This is a genomic window from Stenotrophomonas sp. ATs4 (genome assembly GCF_051861585.1).
Classification (GTDB): domain Bacteria; phylum Pseudomonadota; class Gammaproteobacteria; order Xanthomonadales; family Xanthomonadaceae; genus Stenotrophomonas; species Stenotrophomonas maltophilia_AS.
On record NZ_JBLYPK010000004.1, the window covers coordinates 209,599 to 227,705 of the forward strand.

Here is an 18,107-nt window from a genome sequence, read left to right on the forward strand (position 1 = left end):
TGGAGCCAAGTGTAGCTGCCGCCCTGTGATGGGCCAACCGTGGAACCATGAGCAAACCCGACCCCGCGATGAATGCCCTTGGCGTGCTGGCCCTGGAACTGGCCGGCGGCGAAATCCCCCGCCAGGCGGTGCTCAGCGCCGAACAGGCCGGTGAACTGGCCGAACGCGTCGGCCGTGACCTGGCCAAGCAAGTGCCGCAGGTAGCCGAGCTGGACCTGGTGTTCGCCGCCGCCCATTTCGATCCGGCCGAGGTGCTGCGCCCGGGCTGGCCGATCCACCGCCGCCTGGAAGAACTGCAGATGCGTGCGCCGGGCCGTAACCAGGGGCCGCGCCTGCTGGCCTTCGGTACCGACGCAAGTGGTGACGTGCCGCTGCCGTTCCAGGCCGATGCCAGCCTGGTAGGCGGTGGCCTGCGCGTGGTGCCGTTCCTGCTGACCGGCAGCGATGTGGCCACCACCAACGCGGTGGCCGAAGCGCTGGAAGACACGCTGCTGGCCAACGGCATGGCCCATGCCGACACCGCGCTGATGGCACAGAACACGTTCGGGGCCCGCATCGAGCACGCGCGCTATTTCACCGTGAACGACCTGGCCGCGATGATGTCGATGCAGTACGACAACCAGGGCCTGGCCGCGCTGTGGCCGCTGATCGAGACCGCGATCATGGCGCCGGGCGAAGACGAATGGCTCAATGCCGCGCCCGAGCCGCTGCTGCGCTACACCCATGGCGAGGCACGCATGGCGCTGTTCGACCCGGCCGGCTGGTGCGCGCACTACGGTCACGGCAACAACGACTGCGACCGCCTGAAGGGCATCTACGAGCAGTTCCTGATGCGCCAGCGGCAGATGGCCGCGGTGCTGGAAGCGCACGGCGTGCCGGTGCTGTTCGTGCACTGCGAAGCCGGGCAGGACGCGCGCGCGTTGCTGGCGCGCTGATCGGTGTGATCTGTTGGTAGTGCCGGCCGCTGGCCGGCAACCTTCGGATGTGCGATTGCCGGCCAGCGGCCGGCACTACCGATCAAGAAAAACGCCGGCTTTCGCCGGCGTCTTCTGATGGCTTACTGCGCCTTCTGGATCACCGCGCACGCCAGGCGCGCACCGGCATTACCGGTCGGCTGGGTCTTGTAGTCGTCCGCATCAGCATGGACGATCAGACCGCGGCCGATGATGTCGAAATCATCGCCCTTGCCGATGTTGACGTTGCTCGACACCGGGCCGTCGATGGTGGCCACGCCCTTGTCGTCGGCCTTGATGTTGGGCATGTCGCCACCGTGGTGCGGATCGGCCGACACATTGCCGTGGTCCTGCTTGCCCGGGTTGAAGTGACCGCCGGCGCTCATGCCGTCCGGCGCGCTGCAGTCGCCCTTCTCGTGGATGTGGAAGCCGTGCTCGCTGCCCGGCTTCAGGCCGCTGATCTGGCCGGTCACGTGGACCTTGCCGTCGACCAGCTTGAAGGTGACGCTGCCCTTGGTCTCGCTGCCCTGGGTCGGCGCCAGCTCAGCGCTGGCCGAGGCATCGGTGGCTGCTGCCGGGGCCGCTGCGGGCTCGGCCGGGGCGGTCGTGCCTTCGGCCGGTGTTGCTGCCGGGGTTTCAGCGGCCGGCGTGGCCGGCTGCTGGTTGCAGGCCGCCAGGCCCAGTGCAGCAATGGCTGCGAACAGCGACGTGTGGATCAAACGCATGGAATCTCTCCCTGGATGATGCCTGCAGTGATCAGCGGACAACCCGGATCACGCCACAGGCGATGCGGACGCCGGCATTGCCGGCGGGCTGGCTGCGATAGTCGTCAGCGTTGGCATGCACGACCAGTGCACGTCCGGCGATATCGGTGGCGGCGCCTCCGCCAAGGGTAACCCCCTTGAGGTGGATATCGACGTTGGCGCGGCCCTGGGCGTCGGCACGCAGATTGTCCATGTCGCCCAGGTGGTGCTTGCCGGTGCCGGCGCGGCCATGCGCAGCGCCACCGGGGTTGAAGTGATTGCCGGCGCTGCTGGCATCCACCGCGCTGCAGTCGCCGCGCTCGTGGATGTGGAAGCCGGCCTGTTGCATCGGCTGCAGGCCACCGACCAGGCCGGTGATGTGGATGCCACCGGGCTCGACCACCAGCGCGATGCGGCCACTGACGATACTGGCCGAGGCCGGCGACAGATTGGCCTCGGCCTGCTTGGCGGTGCTGACCACGGTCGGCGGCGGCGGTGTGGGCTGCGGCTTCTTCGGCGCGCTGCCACAGGCAGACAACAGCACGGCGGCGGACAACGGCAGGATGGCAAAGGACAAGCGCATCGAAGACTCCTTGCAGGTAACACTAAGGACGGCATCGTCCATGAAGGATCAACAGTTCGGCAAGTGGGCGCGAGGATCGCGTGCAGGGACCGTTCAATGGCCCCCGCGGCGGCGGCCAGCACCCAGCTTGCGGGTAAGGGTATTGCGGCCCAGGCCCAGGCGGGCGGCGGCTTCGGCACGGCGGCCATGGGTGATCTGCAGCGCGGCCTCCAGCAAGGCATGGTCGACCCGCTCGCGCACCTGCGCGTGCAGTCCTTCCACGCCCTCGCCCAGCTGCCGGCGTGCCCATTCGGCCAGCAGCGCCTCCCACTGCCCCGGATCAGCACCGCTGGCGCTGGCACGGCGGCCACGCGCGCGGTTGAGCGCAGTGTCGACGTCGGCCACGCCGATGGTGTCGGCGGCGGCCAGCGCGGCCATCCGCCAGCACACGTTTTCCAGTTCGCGCACGTTGCCCGGCCAATCGTGCTCGCGCAGCGCCTGCAGGGCGGCAGCGGTCAAACGCTTCGGCGGCGTATCCAGCTTGCGCGCAGCGGCGGCCAGGAAGGTGCTGGCCAGCTGTGCGATGTCCTCGCGGCGCTCGCGCAGCGGCGGCAGCTGCAGGCGTACCACGTCCAGGCGGTGCAGCAGATCGGCACGGAACTTCCCCTGCGCAACCAAACCTTCCAGATCCTGGTGGGTGGCGGCAACCACGCGCACGTCGACGCGGATCAGTTCACGGCCACCGACGCGGAAGAACTCGCCCTGCGCCAGCACGCGCAGCAGCCGGGTCTGCAGCGGCAGCGGCATGTCACCGATCTCATCCAGGAACAACGTGCCGCCATTGGCCTGCTCGAAGCGGCCGATATGGCGGCGCTGCGCGCCAGTGAAGGCGCCTGCCTCGTGGCCGAACAACTCGCTTTCCAGCAACTCGGACGGGATTGCGGCGGTATTGAGCGCGACGAACGGCCCCTGCGCGCGCGGCGATTCGCGATGCAGCGCATTGGCCACCAGTTCCTTGCCGGTGCCGGTCTCGCCGGTGATCAGTACCGCCAGCGGCGCCTGCGCCAGGCGGCCGATGGCACGGAACAGCGCGCGCATCGGCGGGGTATCGCCCACCAGCTGCGGCGGCTGGTCGCTGGAGGTTTCGGTGGTCGGCGTCGGTGCTGCCATGGCCGGTGCCACCGCCGGCAGCACGCGCTGTGCCAGTGCCACGGCATCGTCCAGGTCGAACGGCTTGGACAGGAATTCATGCGCGCCGCCGCGGAACGCACCGGCCGTGCTGGCCACGTCGGTATAGGCCGACATCACCACCACCGGCAGTTGCGGCAGCGCGGCCTTGAGCTTGTCCAGCAGTACCAGGCCGTCGTCGCCGGGCATGCGTACGTCGGTGAACAGCAGCGCCGGCGGCGAGCCCTCGCTCAACGCCTGCAGGGCGCGTGCGGCGCTGTCGAAATCGACCACTTGATAGCCGGCCTCGCGCAGCGCGGTGCACAGCACGAAGCGCACGGCACGATCGTCGTCGACCACCCAGATGCGCTGCGGGCCGGTGGAAGACTCAGACATCACGCAGGGCCTCTTCGGCAGTGGGAGCGCCGTTGCCGATCGGCAGCAGCAGGGTGAATACGGTATGGCCCGGGCGGGAGCGGTAGGTCAGTGTGCCGCGATGTTCGCGCGCCACCTGCTGGGCCAGCGCCAGGCCCAGCCCGGTGCCTTCGGCACGGCCACTGACCAGCGGCAGGAACAGGTGTTCGGCCAGCTCCTCGGGCACGCCACGGCCGTCGTCGGCGATTTCCAGGCGCAACGCCAGCGTGTGCAGCTGCTCGGCAATGCGCACACCGTGTTCGACGCGGGTGCGCAGGGTGATATTGCCGGCACCGGCCTGTATCGCATTGCGCACCAGGTTCCACACCGCCTGGGTGAGGCGGTCGGCGTCACCATGGAATTCGGGGATGCTGGGGTCGTAATCGCGCTGCAGGCGCACCGCCCAGCCGGCTTCGCTCTCGGCCAGGCGCAGCACGCGTTCCAGCGCGGCATGGATGTTCAGTTCGGCATGCGGCGCGGCCGGAGCCGGTGACAGCAGCTGGTCGAGCAGGCCATTGAGGCGCTCGATCTCCGAGCCGATCAGCTCGATCAGCTCGCGTTCGCTGGCATCGCGCTGGGCCGCGCGGCGCGCCAGCAGCTGGGCCGCACCCTTCAATCCGGCCAGCGGGTTGCGCAGCTCGTGGGCCAGCCCCTTCAACGCCGCACTGAGCGCGCTGGGCAGGGCCTGGGTCGGGTCCAGCCCGGGGAATTCATCGACCGGATGCGCCTCAAGCAGCCAGCCGCCATCGTCGCGGCGGCTCATCCAGCCCTCGGCGAAGCGCGGCGCCTCGCCGGGCACCGCCAGCGCCAGCCGGTTCAGGCGCAGGCTGTCGCGCTCATCGCGGGCAAGGAAGTGGGCCAGCGCCTCGCCCTGCACTTCCAAGGCGGCCAACGGCCGACCCAGCAGGCGCCGGACGCTGACGCCCAGCCAGCGCGCGAAGGCCGGATTGCAGCCGGCGATGCAGCCATCGGCGCCGGCCCACGCCAGCGGCGTGCCGAGGGCATCGAGGGACGGCGGGGGTGCGGGGTCGGACATTGCACCAATGTAGTGCAAAACGATGATCAACCAACGAATCACGCCGGATGCGTCGCCGGTCGTCGTGCCTAGGAATTACCTGCGACAGCTGGCTGGCGAATACTAACGCCTTACGATACTATCGCAAGACGTTACCTACATGCCGATTCAATCGTTTGCCTGCAAACGCACGCAGGCGCTGTTTGATGGTCAACGCGTGCCGAGGTGGCGCCACATCGAAGGCGCTGCTCTACGCAAGTTGGCGATGCTCAATGTTGCGGCCGCTCTGCGGGATCTGCGCATACCACCGGCCAACCGCTTGGAGCCATTGCGCGGGAACCGGTGCGGCCAGTACAGCATCCGCATCAATGATCAGTTCCGGATGTGCTTTGTGTGGACCAGAGAAGGGCCCGCCGAAGCTGAAATTATCGATTACCACTGAAGGAGCCGTGCTCATGCGAACCGTTCCCTACCCCGCTCCCGGCGAGATCCTGATGCACGAATTCCTGGAGCCCCTGGGCATCACCCAGTACCGCTTGGCCAAGGCGATCGGTGTGTCGCAGCGCCGGATCGGCGAGATCGTCACTGGTCATCGCGCTGTGACGGCCGACACCGGGCTGCGCCTGTCCCGCTACTTCGGTGTGTCCGACAAGTTCTGGATCGGCCTGCAGGCCGATTTCGATGCCGCGATGACCAAGGAGAAGCTGGCTGACGTGCTGGCCCGCATCGAACCGTACAACGCGGTGGCGTGAGTCCGGGCAGGTCGAGCAAGCTCGAGCACTACCGGCTTTGCGTTTACAGCTTCACGTTGAGGCCGACGAAGACGCTACGGCCCGGGGCGGGCGAGAACATCGGCCGGGCGCTGTCCCAGAAGAAGCTGTCGTACCACGCGTAGGCGTACTCGCGGCCGGTCACATTCTTCAGCTGCAGGTCCACGCTCCAGCGCGGAGTGATCTGGTAGGCGGCACTGAGATCGAGCACGGCAAAGCCGCCGAACTTGCCGGCCACATTGCGCTCTTCCAGGTAGTAGTCGCCCTGTACGCGTGCCTGCAGGCCCAACCGCAGCGCCTCGCTGGCCTGATAGTCCACGCCCAGGTTGCTGATGTGGCGCGGGGTGGCGGCCACTTCGCGGCCACGCAGGGAAACGCTGGCATCGCGGTCGTCGCGGGTGATCTTCGCTTCCTGGTAGGCGTGTGACAGCCACACGGTCCAGTCAGTGCCCAGCTGCGCGCTGATCTGCGCGTCCACGCCCCGCCGCCGGGTCTTGCCCAGGGTGACCGTGGTGCCGGTGGCTGGCATGTTGGACACCTCGTTTTCCGCATCCTGCTGCCACACCGCCAGCCGCGCCTGGGCGCCTTGGAACGGCTGGAACTTGATGCCCAGCTCCATGCCGGTATTGGTGGACGGCTGCATGGGCACCTGCCCCGGCGTGAGATAGGCAGGTGCGGTGGAGCCGGTGAGCACCTGGAAGGTGCGGCCCCAGTTGGCGTACACATGGGTGGTCGCGCCCAGCGAACGGATCACGCTCAGCTTGGGCTGGCCGATGCTGCCGTAGTCCTGCAGGCGACCGGTGCTGCCGTTCATCAGCCGGGTGTGCCCACTGAAGCGGTCCACACGGTAGGCCGGCACGATCTTCCATGCGTCGCTCGGCTGGTAGATGGCCTGCACATAGGCGCCCCAGTTGTCGAAGCTGTGGCGGTCGTTGTTCTGCACGCGCGCCGGTGGGCGGCTGTAGTCGGTCGGCTCGGCGTAGGCGTAGCGTTCGCGGATGTAGCCGTTGTCCTGCTGCTCGTAGTTCAGCCCGCCCTCCACGATAAGCATGGGGCTGGCCTGCCAGGTGAGCGTGCTGAGCAGGCCGGCCTGGCGCTCGTCCCAGAGGCGACGCTGGCGCGGCAGGTTGCCGCTGGGCAGGTCGCTGAAGGTCACGCGGCGGTCGTCTTCGTAGCGGTTGTAGTACAGCCGCGTGCCAAACAACAGGCTGTCGGCCAGCTTCAGGTCCAGGTGCGCAGCGAACTGGCGCATGTCGCGGTCATCGCCATCATTGCCGTTGCGGCGGTCGGAGGCGCGGCGATCCGTGCGCAGTTCTTCAGCGGTCATGAAGCCGGGTTCGTCAGCTTCGTGGTGGTAGGCACGCGCGGTGAGGCCCACGCGCAGGCCCTCGTCAATCGATCCGAAGAACCACTTGCCACCCAGCGAGTACTTCTTCGAGGTGTCATGGTGGCGGTAGCCATCGCTGGCCTGGGTGCCGACGAAGTAGTTCTGTGCGAAGCCATCGGATTCGCGCCCCACCGCCAGCTGCGCATCGCGGGTGTTGTAACTGCCGTAAGCCAGGCGCGCATCGGTGTAGTTGCCGCCCTGGCGCGTGCCGAAGTTCACGTTGCCGCCGATGTTGTGCAGGCCATAGCGCGGATCGTTGGTGCCACGCACCACTTCGATGTAGCTGATTTCCAGCGGAAACAGCATGTCGATGAAGCGCTGGTTGCCACTGTTGACGTTGCTGGGGATGCCATCGATGAGGGTCTTGATGGCATTGAGGTAGCCCTCGCCGTTGAAGGCGCGGAAGCTGACCTTGCCCGATTCTGCGCCCTGCCGGGTCTCGGTCAGCTGGATGCCGGGCATCTGCCCCAGCAGTTCCCAGCTGTGCGACACGTTGCGGTCTGCGATCTGGTCGGCGCCCAGCACGTCCACCGAGGTCAGCACCTGGTGGGCGGTGAGCTGGCCTTCGCCGTGCTGGTGCACGTGGACCTTGCCCAGGGTGAGTGCGGCATCGGCCGACTGTGCAAACGCGTCAGGGGCGAACGGGGCAGCCGCGAGTGCGGCCACCAGCGTGGAGGTCTTCATGGGGGAGGCAGGCCACTATCTGAAATGCAACTTTATAACATTTCAATTCTGCCGGCCATGAGGGGCCCACTGCCCCCTCGTGTCAGACCGGATAACCGGTGGCTTCCCTGGCCTTCTTCCAGGCGCTTTCGAATTCGCGCGCGGAGATTTCGTCGTCTTCGTCGAAATCCATGAACGACACCGGCTGGTCGGCCAGCACGAACCGGTCATCGCTCTGGCCGGTGGCGTCGGCCCAGACAATCTTGGCGCCGTAGATTTCCACCTGGCGCACGATCTTCTCGCCACGGGCTTCCATCAGCACGTTGCCCTTGCCCAGGCTCGATTCGGCCCAGTGCTTGTAGTACTTCCTGGTGCTGCTGTTTGCGTTGTTCTTTGCGTATTTCATTGCGGTGGTCCTGGCCGCAGCTGCGGCCGGAGAGTTCGGAATGGCGCCATTATCAGGCATCTGGGGGTCAGATCCCGTTCCGTAGGAAAGCGATCTGACCCCGGCCGATCTACTGCGGCAGCGCCATGCCCTTCGGCCACAGCATCCAGATATTGCCCTTCTGCTTCATGTCACCGGCCAGCTTGCCGGCGGCATCGCCGCTGCCCCAGTACAGGTCGGCGCGCACTTCACCGGCAATGGCGCCGCCGGTGTCCTGCGCGGCCACCGGGCGTACTACCGGGCTGCCGTCCGGGCGGGTGGTGGACAGCCACAGCAGGCTGCCCAGCGGCACCACGGTGCGGTCCACCGCCACGCTGTAACCGGCAGTCAGCGGCACGTTCAGTGAACCACGCGGGCCTTCCGGGCTGTCCGGGTTGCGCACGAAGAACACGTAGCTGGGATTGCTGCGCAGCAGTTCCGGTACGCGTGCCGGATTGGCCCGGGCCCACGCGCGGATCGCGTCCATGGTGACGTCTTCCTTCTTCAGCTGGCCCTGGTCCACCAGCCAGCGTCCGATCGCGCGGTAGGGGTGACCGTTCTGTTCTGCATAGGCCAGCCGCACCTGCTTGCCATCGCCCAGGCGCACGCGGCCCGACCCCTGGATCTGCAGCAGCTGCAGGTCCATCGGATCGGTCAACCAGGCCAGCACCGGCGCCTTGGCGCCCTTGGCCGCGATGGTACCGGCGTCGTCATAGGGCTTGAGCACCTTGCCCTCGACGCGCCCGCGCAAACGCTTGCCCTTCAGTTCCGGGTAGAGACTCTCCAGCTGCACCACCACCAGATCATCGGGCGTGCCATAGACCGGCACCGTCGCCTTGTCGGTACGGGTCAGGCTGCCGGGATAGATCGGCTCGTAGTAGCCGGTGATCAGCCCATCGGCCTGGTGGCCACCGGCACGCAGGGCGTAGGCATCCAAGTCGCGCTGCAGGAACTGGCGGATCGCGGCCGGGTCCTTGTCGCTCACTGCCGCAGCCGTGGTGCAGGGCTTGGCCCAGATCGCGTCAGTCTTCAACCGGGTGCAGCTGCTGCGCCAGGCGACGAAACCGGCCTGCAGGTCGGTATCGGAGACCGCCGGCAGCGCGCTCCATTCAACCTTGGCGTAGGTGGCGGCAGGCTTGGTCGCTGCTGCAGGAGCGTCAGGGCGTGTGCCCGGGGTGGAGCAGCCAGCAAGCACGGCCAGCGCAAGAACGCTCAAGCTCGCGCGACTCAGGGGGGCGATGATGTCTTTCATGGCCCCAATGTAGAGGAAATGGCGCGGCGCCGGACCCCTCGGGTGCCTGGCACCACGCGCTTCCTTCAGCGTCCTCCGCTGCCCAGCAGGTCACTGTTGCGGGTGGCGAACACCGGCGGCGGCACGTCCAGCACGGCATCGTTCACGGTGCGACCGGCGAGGAAATCGACGATGTTGCGCGCAATGGCAGGATTGCCCGTCCACAGCTCATGGTGATGGCTGGCATTGCGTACCAGCAGCGAGCGGCCGTTGCTGAAACCTGGGCGCAGCGCGTCGGCATTGGCCGGCGGCGTGCGCCCATCCAGCGAGCCACTGATGAACAACACCGGCACGTCGCTGCGCAGCGGGCCGCGGAAGGCGTCGCCCAGATCGGCCAGGCCCAGGCCGTTGCCGATGGCGGGGAACGGGAAGTTCAGGGCATCACCGAACAGGCTTTCACGTGATTGCGCCGCTACCCGGGCCAAGCGCTGCGGACTCTGCCCGGAGGCCACATCCATCGCCAGGCCCATGGCCGGGAACTGCGCGAACTGTGCGCGCACGATCAGCACCAGGTCGGCCAGCGGGTCATAGTTGCCGCGCTCGGCCTCGCGCAGGACCAGCGGCAGCCATTGCTGGGTATGCCGCTGGCCAAGCGCATTGGCAATCAGGATCTGCGCATCGAATTCACCGATGGTCACCTGGCGACCGTCATGCATGCGGCTGCGACCCTGTCGTGGCTGCTCACGCAATGCCTGCAGCACACGCTTGGCCGATCCGGCCAGATCGTCGAAGCCATCCTTGCGTGCCAGCGGCGCCAGTTCCTGCAGCAGAGCATCGCTGCTGAGCGGCAGCTTCAGGGTGTCATCGGGGCCTTCGGTGCCCATCAGCACCACGCGCTGCAGGCCTTCGCCGTGCAGGCGCAGCGTGGCCAGGGCCAGATGGGTGCCGTAGCTCATGCCCCACAGGCTGATCTTCGGCACATCCAACGCGCGCCGCAGGTCGTCCAGGTCGCCAGCGCTCTCGGCCGTGGTGTAAGCGCCGAGGTCGACACCGGCCTGACGCCAGAACGCCACGCATTTGGCAGCCGTTGCCTGCACTGCGGCCAGGGCCGTATCGCGCTGTAGTGGCTGGGCGTCGTCGAAACGTGTTTCATGCGGGCATTCCGGTGGCGGCTCGGACAGGCCGGCACCGCGCTGGTCGAGCAGCAGCACGTCGGCCTCGCGCCGAACCTGGTCGAACACCGGCCAGCGCGGGCCGCGTGCGGTGTCGATGCCCGAGCCGCCCGGGCCACCGGCCAGGTACACCACAGGTGCAGCACGGCCATCGCCGGCGGTTGCACGCAGGCGCACCACCTTCAGGTGCAGGCGCGGTCCCTCCGGCTCGCTGTGCCGGCGCGGCACGTCCAGCACCGCGATCTCGGCCGGAATGGCGCCATGCGCTTTGGTCTGCAGCGTGTAGGGTTCGAAGGCGAGTGCCACCGGGCGAGCCTGTGCGGGAATGGCCGTGGCGACTGCCAGGCAGAGCGCGGCCAGCGTGGCGGCCACGGCAGAGCGACGAGACAGAACACGGTGGGAAAGCATGCGGGCGCTGCGGGTCATGGTCGGCTCCAGGGAAAGGATGTACGCGGCCAGCATCTGCTGCATCGCGGGGTGGTAGAGGCCCCCGCCTGCCGAACGTCTCCGGCAGGCGGTCCAATGGCTCCACGCAACCGATAGGATGGCCACCATGCAGATCACACGAACCCTGGCTGTCCTTGCTGTCCTGCTTGCGGCCGTGGCGGCATGGCTGATCGTGTCGACGCCGCCCCCGGGAATGGTGGTTGTGCGGGGCGCGCAGATGGCCACTGCGCGAGTAGACGCATCGGACGCTCTGCCGACGCGCCCACCGGCGAACCTCGACTGGCAGCCGCTGGACCAGCAGCAACTGGCGGAGTGGCGTGGCCCCTATTGGCTGCGCTGGCAGGTGCCGGCGGCAACCGGCCCCGACAATGATGGACGCACACTGCGGCTGTCACTGCGCGCGGCCAGCCAGCTGTACTGGAATGGCACGCCCTGGATCAGCAATGGCGTCGTGGGTCGCACCGCTGAAGAAGAGCAACCGGGACGCGTCGATCTCGTCCACGTGCTCCCTCCCGTTTCAGGCAATGCCAACGATGAGCTGGTCGTGCTTGCATCGAGCCAGCGACAGCATTTCACCCTGCATGCTGCCGATGCGATGGTGCTGATCGCACCTGCCGCCGTGATGTATGGCCAGATCATCCTGCCATGGCTGATCGCTGCCTTCGCCACAGGAGCATTGGCGGCGGCGTGCCTGTATTTCCTGTCGGTGCTGCGCGGCCAGACACGCACGCCGGGTGCGCGCCTGCTGCTTGCACTGGGCGTGGTGGGGCTGGCATTGCCGGCCGTGGAAGCGTGGCGCTCCCTGTTGGGGTATGACTACCCGTGGCACGGTCCGCGTCTGGTCGCATTGCTGGTGCTGCACGTGGCAGCGGCCGCGCTGCTGCCGGCCTATCTGGCGCGGCGCTTCGGCGTGGCGGTGCCGCGCGCCGGTGGCCTGCTCTATCTGGCGATGATCGCGGCGCTGGCCATCAGCCTGCCCGGCTTTGACACGCGCTCGGCAGCGGTGCTGTTGTTGAGCCTGCTGGCCTCGGCATGGCTGCTGCTGCGCGCGCGTGGCGAAGCGGAAGATCGATGGCCAATCCTCGCGTTGCTGCTGGCCGGCCTGCTGGCGTTGCTGGTCGCGCGTGGCGCGTTCCTTGATGGGCCCTACTTTCTGCTGCTGGCGGTGTTGATGGTGTTCCTGCTGCTGCGTCACGCGGCGCAGCTGCAAGCGCTGGACCGGCACAACGCGTTGCTGCGCGAAGAACGCGCACGCCTGTCATTGCAGTTGTTGCAACGGGGAATCCAGCCGCATTGGTTGATGAACACGCTGACCTGCCTGCAGGAACTGATCGAGCAGGCACCGCAGCGCGCGAGCCGCCTGGTGGAGTCGCTGGCCGACCAGTTCGATCGCCTGCGCGACAGCAGCAGCCGCCAGAGTGTTCCGTTGCAGGAGGAGCTGGCCTTGTGCCGCAGCCATCTGGACACCGTGGGGCTGGCACTGGACCAGCGCATGGTGCTCGAGGTGGAGGGTGAGGATACGGTGCTGTCGCTGCCGCCGGGCATCCTGCATGCACAAGTGGAGAACGCATTGACCCATGCCGGCGCGATGGCCTGCGCATTGCAGCCGTTCCATCTGCGCGTGCAGCGCGACGATGTCCGATGGGTGCTGGAGCTGCGCAGTGCGCGTGGTACGGCCGCGCATCGTGGCCGTGGCACCGGTACGCGCTATATCGAGGCCAGCCTGGCCGCCGCCTTTCCTGGCGGCTGGGCCTTCGCGCAGGGCGCCGAAGGCGACCGCTGGTGCGGCCGGATCGAGCTGACATGCGCATCCTGATCGTTGAGGACGAACCGCTGGTGCGCCAGCGCCTGCTGCGCCTGTGCAGCGAACTGGCCGGAACGCGTGCGCGCTTCGATGCCGTGGCCGACCTCGAGTCAGCCGGAGATCGTCTGCAACGCAGTGTGTACGACGGGCTGCTGCTGGACCTCAACCTGGGCGGTGACGATGGTTTCGAGCTGTTGCGGCGTGCAGTGGCCGGGCGCTACCAGTGCGTGGTGGTGTCGGCCCACCGTGATCGTGCGCTGCTGGCCTTCGAGCACGGTGTGCTCGACTTCGTTCCCAAACCGTTCTCGCGCGAACGTCTTGGTCAGGCATTGGAACGGTTGCTCGATAGCGGTGGCGTGCGTTCGGGGCGCGCGCGCTATCTGGGTATCTGGCGTGCGCAGGGTACCGCAACCGTTGAGTTGGCCGACGTGATGTGGATCGGGGCCGACGGTGACTACAGCCAGGTGCGCATGCGCGATGGCCGCAGTGAACTGCATGACAAATCGCTGGCCGCGCTGGCCAACGTGCTGCCTGCGGATTTCGTCCGCTGCCACCGATCGCATCTGGTCAATCTGCAGCACGTGCTTACGCTGCATGCCGGCTCCGGCAGCCGCTACTGGCTGGTGTTGAGCGATGGCAGCGAGCTGCCTGTTGGCCGAGCGCATGTGGCCGCGCTGCGTGCTGCGTTGGGATTGGGGTAATAGGCATGGCCTGGCACTAGTGGGGACGCGCGCTGGGCATAGGTCAGGGGGTCTGCAGCAGCAGCGAGTGCAGGATGCGGGCGTCTTCGGCATCCAGTGTCTTCGGCAGGTCGTCGCGGCCACGGAAGCGGCGGTGGAAGGCGGCAACGGTGGCTTCGCGATTGTCCAGCGGATAGCCGAAGCGGGCCAGCGCATTCCACGCATCGAAGCCTTCCGGTGCGGCACCGTCGGCTGCGCGCGGCCATACCCCGAACCCGGCTTCAGCCAGCTGCTGCCACGGGAAGAACCGGCTCGGGTCCTGCTTGCGGGTGGGTGCCAGGTCGGCGTGACCGATCACCTGACGCGGCGGGATGTTCAACCGATCAGTGAGGTCGCGCAGCAGCACGATCAGCGATTCGATCTGCGCTGCGCGGAAAGGACTGCGGCCATCGTTGTCGAGCTCGATGCCGATCGAGGCCGAGTTGAGATCGGTGATGGTGCCCCACCGTCCTGAGCCGGCATGCCAGGCGCGGCGTTCATCGGCCACCAGCTGGTAGCGATGGCCATCGGCGCCAATCAGGTAGTGTGCGCTGACCCGCCCGCCGCTATTGGCGGTACGCAGCGTATGCAGGCTCTGCTGCACCGACTTCTGCTCGGTGTGGTGGATGACGATGATGACCGGCGTGCGCGCGTTCTGGTTCGGCGATGGCACCCAGGTGGCGAGCGGGTTGCGGGTTTCCTGCGGCGTGGACGCGCAGGCGGCCAGCAACAGGCAGGCCGAGAGCATCAGGGCGGTGCGGATCGGGTGCATGGCCCGATTGTGCGCGATCAGGCCGGATGATGCATGCGGCGGTGCCGACCAACGGTCGGCACCCACCGAAGAGCAATACGGTAGATCCACGCCATGCGTGGATGGGCCAGCGGAAGCACAGTAGAGCCACGCCATGCGTGGCTGGGCCGCCGACCAAGCAAGCTTGGCAACCACCAGGACAGCAGAAGTGCCGACCAACGGTCGGCACCCACCACGTCAGTGCGTCGCTACATCAGGCCTCGTAGGCAGATTCACCGTGCGAGGTCACATCCAGGCCCGTGCGTTCGGCCTCTTCGGTCACCCGCAGGCCCACCACACTGCGCACCACCAGCAGGATCAGCGTGGTCACCACCGCCGACCACACCACGGTCAGGCCGACGCTGACCACCTGCACCCAGACCTGGTGCGCGATATCCAGATCGGCCTTGGTGCCGCCCAGCGACTGCGCACTGAACACGCCGGTAAGGATCGCGCCGACGATGCCGCCCACGCCATGCACACCGAACACGTCGGCGGTGTCGTCCACCTTCAGCAGGCGCTTGAGGCCGGTCACGCCCCACACGCAGACCACACCGGCAACGAAGCCGATCACGATCGCGCCGAGCGGTCCCACGGTGCCACAGGCCGGGGTGATGCCGACCAGACCGGCCACAGCGCCGGATGCTGCGCCCAGTGCCGAGGGCTTGCCCTTGCTGATCGCTTCCACCAGGGTCCAGCCCAGCACGGCGGCGGCGGTGGCCAGCACGGTGTTGAGGAAGGCCAGCGAGGCGACGGTGTCGGCCGCTGCTGCCGAACCGGCGTTGAAGCCGAACCAGCCCACCCACAGCAGCATCGCGCCGATATAGGTGAACGGTACGTTGTGCGGCTTCAGCGCGGTCTGGCCATAACCCAGGCGCTTGCCGACAAACCACGCAGCAACCAGGCCGGCCACACCCGCGTTGATGTGCACGACGGTGCCACCGGCGAAGTCGATCGCGCCCATCTCGCCCAGGTAACCACCACCCCAGACGATGTGCGCCATCGGGATGTAGCTGAGGGTGAACCACAGTGCCGAGAACAGCAGTACCGCGCGGAACTTGATGCGTTCGGCGAAGGCGCCGACGATCAGCGCGGTGGTGATGCCGGCGAAGGTCGACTGGAAGGCGACGAACAGGTAGTCCGGCAAGCCCTTGATCGGCGTGTTGCCCACCGAGTCAGGTGTGAAGCCCTTGAGGAAGGCGAATTCGGTGAATGAGCCGAAGAATGGATTGCCGGCACTGAACACCGCGCTGTAGCCGTAGGCGACCCACAGCAGCAGCACCAGCGAGAACACCACCAGGATCTGGCTGAGCACCGACAACACGTTCTTCGAACGCACCAGGCCGCCATAGAACAATGCCAGGCCGGGCACCACCATCAGCAGCACCAGCAGGGTGGAGGTGAGCATCCAGGCCACGTCGCCATGGTCGTAAGCAGGAGCCGCCGCTTCAGCAACGGCGGCTGCGGCGGCAACCGGCTCCTGCAGCGGTTCGACCGCCACGGTTTCGCTCGGCAGCGGCGACACCTGCACCTGGGCATGGGCACTGCCCGGCCAGGCACCCGCGGCCAGTGCACTGAGCAGCATCAGCAGGCACACGATATGGAACCGGGCTTGCCACCCGGTGAGAAGGCGCATCTTCATGGGGGAGTCTCCGGAAGGGGGCTTACAGCGCGTCGGCGCCGATTTCGCCGGTGCGGATGCGGATGACCTGCTCGACGGCAGTGACGAAGATCTTGCCGTCGCCGATCTTGCCGGTGCCTGCAGACGACTGGATCGCTTCGATCACCGCGTCGGCACGCTCGTCGGTGACCACGGTTTCGATCTTGATCTTGGGCAGGAAGTCGACCACGTACTCGGCACCGCGATACAGCTCGGTGTGGCCCTTCTGGCGACCGAAGCCTTTTACTTCGGTCACGGTGATGCCCGACACGCCGGCATCGGACAAGGCCTCGCGGACCTCGTCGAGCTTGAACGGTCGGATGATGGCGGAGATCAGTTTCATGCGCATGTCCCGAGGGTGGATGGGGCCAGCGCGCCAGCGCGCGATGGCATCAGGCAACCACGGGCCATCAGGGTGATGGCCGTGGCTGTTGCACCGGACACGTAAGGGGCCGGGACGGCCGTGCCTCTCTCCTTGCACGACCGACGCGGGAGGGAGGGCGGCCCTGGTCGCGTATCCGGTCTTTCTCTTGCCCCTGGATCAGCGGGCCACTGGCCCGCGTTTCCAATGCAGCGGGCCAGCGGCCCGCTCTACCCCGGCGAGCCGGGGCCCGCCCGGCAGCTCCCCAGCCGCCCGATCAGCTTGCGTAGTACAGCTGGTATTCCAGCGGGTGGGTGGCCGCGCGGAACTTGGTCACTTCCTGCATCTTCAGCGCGATGTAGCCGTCGATGAAGTCATCGCTCATCACGCCGCCGGCCTTCAGGAACTCGCGGTCCTTGTCCAGCGCTTCCAGGGCCTGGTCCAGCGAGGAGCAGACCTGCGGGATCAGCTTCTCTTCTTCCGGCGGCAGGTCGTACAGGTCCTTGTCGCTCGGTGCGCCCGGGTCGATCTGGTTCTTGATGCCGTCCAGGCCGGCCATCATCAGCGCGGTGAAGGTCAGGTAGCCCGACTGGATCGGATCGGGGAAACGCATTTCGATGCGGCGTGCCTTCGGGTTGGACACCCACGGAATGCGGCACGAGGCCGAACGGTTGCGGGCCGAGTAGGCCAGCATCACCGGCGCTTCGTAGCCCGGCACCAGGCGCTTGTAGCTGTTGGTGCCCGAGTTGGCGAAGGCGTTGATGGCCTTGGCGTGCTTGAAGATGCCGCCGATGTACCACAGCGCCATCTGGCTCAGGCCGCCGTAGCCGTCACCGGAGAACAGGTTGGTGCCACCCTTGGACAGCGACTGGTGCACGTGCATGCCGCTGCCGTTGTCGCCGACGATCGGCTTGGGCATGAAGGTGACGGTCTTGCCGTTGCGGTGCGCCACGTTCTTGATGACGTACTTCATGCGCAGCAGTTCGTCGGCCTTCTGCACCAGGGTGCTGAACTTGGTGCCGATTTCGCACTGGCCGGCGGTGGCCACTTCGTGGTGCTGCACTTCCACTTCGATGCCGACCTGTTCCAGGGTCTTGCACATCTCGGCGCGCAGGTCGTGCAGGGTGTCGGTCGGCGGCACGGGGAAGTAGCCGCCCTTCACCCCCGGACGGTAGCCGCTGTTGGCGCCGTCGTACTTGGCGCCGCTGTTCCATGCCGCTTCTTCCGAATCGACCTGGAAGAAGGTGTGGCCCATTTCATTGGCGAAGCGGACCGAATCGAAGATGAAGAACTCCGGCTCCGGGCCGAAGAAGGCGGTTTCGGCGATGCCCGAGGACTTCAGGTACGACTCGGCGCGCTTGGCGATGCCGCGCGGGCAACGGCCGTAGGGCTGCATGGTGGCCGGGTCGAGGATGTCGCAGCTGATGACGATGGTCGGATCGGCATAGAACGGATCGACGTAGGCGCTGGCGGTATCAGGCAGCAGCACCATGTCCGATTCGGCGATGCCCTTCCAGCCGGCGATCGAGCTGCCATCGAACATCTTGCCTTCTTCAAACAGCGAGGGCTCGACGATGCTGACCGGGAAGGTCACGTGCTGTTCGACACCACGCATGTCGACGAAACGCAGATCGACGAACTCGATCTGGTTGTCCTTGATCAGCTTTTCTACGTTTTCCACGGACATCGGTACGACCTCGGATGGGGATGAATGCCTGCTGAGGTACAGCAATGACCGTGCCAACTTTTCGCACGCCGCAAGTTGTTGATTTCAAAAAGGGCGCGCCGATCCGGTGCGAAACGGTGCGCACCAAATGAGTGCACG

At 67.0% G+C, this 18,107-nt stretch carries 17 protein-coding genes; 5 read left to right on the plus strand and 12 right to left on the minus strand.

Annotated elements, in window-relative coordinates:
- The first annotated feature begins 47 nt into the window (after positions 1-47).
- The gene (locus ABR323_RS09090) at positions 48-935 is read left to right on the plus strand and encodes a hypothetical protein (protein WP_439449044.1); all 888 of its coding nucleotides are present in this window, start codon (positions 48-50) and stop codon (positions 933-935) included.
- Between the two features lie 122 nt (positions 936-1,057).
- Here ABR323_RS09090 and ABR323_RS09095 read toward each other — a convergent pair whose 3' ends face one another.
- From ABR323_RS09095 to ABR323_RS09110, 4 genes are all read right to left on the minus strand, one after another.
- Positions 1,058-1,678, minus strand: coding sequence for a superoxide dismutase family protein (locus ABR323_RS09095; RefSeq protein ID WP_439449045.1), 621 nt, complete (start codon positions 1,676-1,678; stop codon positions 1,058-1,060).
- 31 nt (positions 1,679-1,709) lie between these two features.
- A complete protein-coding gene (locus ABR323_RS09100) occupies positions 1,710-2,279 on the minus strand; it encodes a superoxide dismutase family protein (RefSeq protein WP_135271888.1) in 570 nt (189 codons plus the stop codon).
- A 93-nt stretch (positions 2,280-2,372) separates the two neighbouring features.
- Positions 2,373-3,821 carry a nitrogen regulation protein NR(I) gene (gene ntrC / locus ABR323_RS09105; protein WP_439449046.1) on the minus strand — a complete coding sequence of 483 codons (1,449 nt, stop codon included), beginning with the start codon at positions 3,819-3,821 and terminating at the stop codon, positions 2,373-2,375.
- Entirely contained in the window at positions 3,814-4,875 is a 1,062-nt protein-coding gene (locus tag ABR323_RS09110; RefSeq protein WP_135271886.1) for a two-component system sensor histidine kinase NtrB, read from the minus strand. The genes ntrC and ABR323_RS09110 overlap by 8 nt, the downstream gene beginning before the upstream one ends.
- A gap of 139 nt (positions 4,876-5,014) precedes the next feature.
- Here ABR323_RS09110 and ABR323_RS09115 point away from each other — a divergent pair, with 139 nt between their 5' ends.
- Both ABR323_RS09115 and ABR323_RS09120 read left to right on the plus strand, forming a co-directional pair.
- The gene (locus ABR323_RS09115; RefSeq protein WP_439449047.1) at positions 5,015-5,296 is read left to right on the plus strand and encodes a type II toxin-antitoxin system RelE/ParE family toxin; all 282 of its coding nucleotides are present in this window, start codon (positions 5,015-5,017) and stop codon (positions 5,294-5,296) included.
- Positions 5,297-5,309: 13 nt separating this feature from the next.
- Entirely contained in the window at positions 5,310-5,606 is a 297-nt protein-coding gene (locus ABR323_RS09120; protein WP_135271884.1) for a HigA family addiction module antitoxin, read from the plus strand.
- A gap of 43 nt (positions 5,607-5,649) precedes the next feature.
- Here ABR323_RS09120 and ABR323_RS09125 read toward each other — a convergent pair whose 3' ends face one another.
- The 4 genes from ABR323_RS09125 to ABR323_RS09140 all read right to left on the minus strand — a co-directional run bounded on the left by ABR323_RS09125 (position 5,650) and on the right by ABR323_RS09140 (position 10,927).
- A complete protein-coding gene (locus ABR323_RS09125) occupies positions 5,650-7,695 on the minus strand; it encodes a TonB-dependent receptor (RefSeq protein ID WP_439449048.1) in 2,046 nt (681 codons plus the stop codon).
- 82 nt (positions 7,696-7,777) lie between these two features.
- Complete coding sequence (locus ABR323_RS09130) at positions 7,778-8,080, minus strand: hypothetical protein (RefSeq protein ID WP_135271882.1); 303 nt, start codon at positions 8,078-8,080, stop codon at positions 7,778-7,780.
- A gap of 109 nt (positions 8,081-8,189) precedes the next feature.
- On the minus strand, positions 8,190-9,350 hold the full coding sequence (gene mltA, locus ABR323_RS09135) for a murein transglycosylase A (protein ID WP_439449049.1): 1,161 nt from the start codon (positions 9,348-9,350) through the stop codon (positions 8,190-8,192).
- A 65-nt stretch (positions 9,351-9,415) separates the two neighbouring features.
- On the minus strand, positions 9,416-10,927 hold the full coding sequence (locus ABR323_RS09140) for an alpha/beta fold hydrolase (RefSeq protein ID WP_439449050.1): 1,512 nt from the start codon (positions 10,925-10,927) through the stop codon (positions 9,416-9,418).
- Positions 10,928-11,054: 127 nt separating this feature from the next.
- Between ABR323_RS09140 and ABR323_RS09145 the strand changes: the two genes are divergently transcribed.
- Positions 11,055-12,764: a histidine kinase gene (locus ABR323_RS09145; protein ID WP_439449051.1), complete on the plus strand. Its 1,710-nt coding sequence runs from the start codon at positions 11,055-11,057 to the stop codon at positions 12,762-12,764.
- Positions 12,752-13,453, plus strand: a complete 702-nt coding sequence (locus ABR323_RS09150; protein WP_439449052.1) for a LytR/AlgR family response regulator transcription factor — start codon at positions 12,752-12,754, stop codon at positions 13,451-13,453. The genes ABR323_RS09145 and ABR323_RS09150 overlap by 13 nt, the downstream gene beginning before the upstream one ends.
- Before the next feature lie 43 nt (positions 13,454-13,496).
- Here ABR323_RS09150 and ABR323_RS09155 read toward each other — a convergent pair whose 3' ends face one another.
- From ABR323_RS09155 to glnA, 4 genes are all read right to left on the minus strand, one after another.
- Entirely contained in the window at positions 13,497-14,243 is a 747-nt protein-coding gene (locus tag ABR323_RS09155; protein WP_439449053.1) for an N-acetylmuramoyl-L-alanine amidase, read from the minus strand.
- Positions 14,244-14,475: 232 nt separating this feature from the next.
- Positions 14,476-15,903 (minus strand): ammonium transporter, encoded by a 1,428-nt coding sequence (locus ABR323_RS09160; protein ID WP_135271876.1) that lies wholly within the window; start codon positions 15,901-15,903, stop codon positions 14,476-14,478.
- Between the two features lie 22 nt (positions 15,904-15,925).
- Entirely contained in the window at positions 15,926-16,264 is a 339-nt protein-coding gene (locus ABR323_RS09165; RefSeq protein WP_004134334.1) for a P-II family nitrogen regulator, read from the minus strand.
- Positions 16,265-16,559: 295 nt separating this feature from the next.
- Entirely contained in the window at positions 16,560-17,969 is a 1,410-nt protein-coding gene (gene glnA, locus ABR323_RS09170) for a type I glutamate--ammonia ligase (protein WP_004134320.1), read from the minus strand.
- Between the last annotated feature and the right edge of the window lie 138 nt (positions 17,970-18,107).

Coding starts and splice junctions, on each gene's coding strand:
- ABR323_RS09140 (WP_439449050.1), bottom strand. CDS start 10,927: ATGACCCGCAGCGCCCGCATGCTTTCCCACCGTGTTCTGTCTCGTCGC.
- ABR323_RS09145 (WP_439449051.1), top strand. CDS start 11,055: ATGCAGATCACACGAACCCTGGCTGTCCTTGCTGTCCTGCTTGCGGCC.
- ABR323_RS09090 (WP_439449044.1), top strand. CDS start 48: ATGAGCAAACCCGACCCCGCGATGAATGCCCTTGGCGTGCTGGCCCTG.
- ABR323_RS09150 (WP_439449052.1), top strand. CDS start 12,752: ATGCGCATCCTGATCGTTGAGGACGAACCGCTGGTGCGCCAGCGCCTG.
- ABR323_RS09165 (WP_004134334.1), bottom strand. CDS start 16,264: ATGAAACTGATCTCCGCCATCATCCGACCGTTCAAGCTCGACGAGGTC.
- ABR323_RS09125 (WP_439449048.1), bottom strand. CDS start 7,695: ATGAAGACCTCCACGCTGGTGGCCGCACTCGCGGCTGCCCCGTTCGCC.
- ABR323_RS09155 (WP_439449053.1), bottom strand. CDS start 14,243: ATGCACCCGATCCGCACCGCCCTGATGCTCTCGGCCTGCCTGTTGCTG.
- ntrC (WP_439449046.1), bottom strand. CDS start 3,821: ATGTCTGAGTCTTCCACCGGCCCGCAGCGCATCTGGGTGGTCGACGAC.
- ABR323_RS09120 (WP_135271884.1), top strand. CDS start 5,310: ATGCGAACCGTTCCCTACCCCGCTCCCGGCGAGATCCTGATGCACGAA.
- ABR323_RS09100 (WP_135271888.1), bottom strand. CDS start 2,279: ATGCGCTTGTCCTTTGCCATCCTGCCGTTGTCCGCCGCCGTGCTGTTG.
- ABR323_RS09115 (WP_439449047.1), top strand. CDS start 5,015: ATGCCGATTCAATCGTTTGCCTGCAAACGCACGCAGGCGCTGTTTGAT.
- ABR323_RS09095 (WP_439449045.1), bottom strand. CDS start 1,678: ATGCGTTTGATCCACACGTCGCTGTTCGCAGCCATTGCTGCACTGGGC.
- mltA (WP_439449049.1), bottom strand. CDS start 9,350: ATGAAAGACATCATCGCCCCCCTGAGTCGCGCGAGCTTGAGCGTTCTT.
- glnA (WP_004134320.1), bottom strand. CDS start 17,969: ATGTCCGTGGAAAACGTAGAAAAGCTGATCAAGGACAACCAGATCGAG.
- ABR323_RS09160 (WP_135271876.1), bottom strand. CDS start 15,903: ATGAAGATGCGCCTTCTCACCGGGTGGCAAGCCCGGTTCCATATCGTG.
- ABR323_RS09130 (WP_135271882.1), bottom strand. CDS start 8,080: ATGAAATACGCAAAGAACAACGCAAACAGCAGCACCAGGAAGTACTAC.
- ABR323_RS09110 (WP_135271886.1), bottom strand. CDS start 4,875: ATGTCCGACCCCGCACCCCCGCCGTCCCTCGATGCCCTCGGCACGCCG.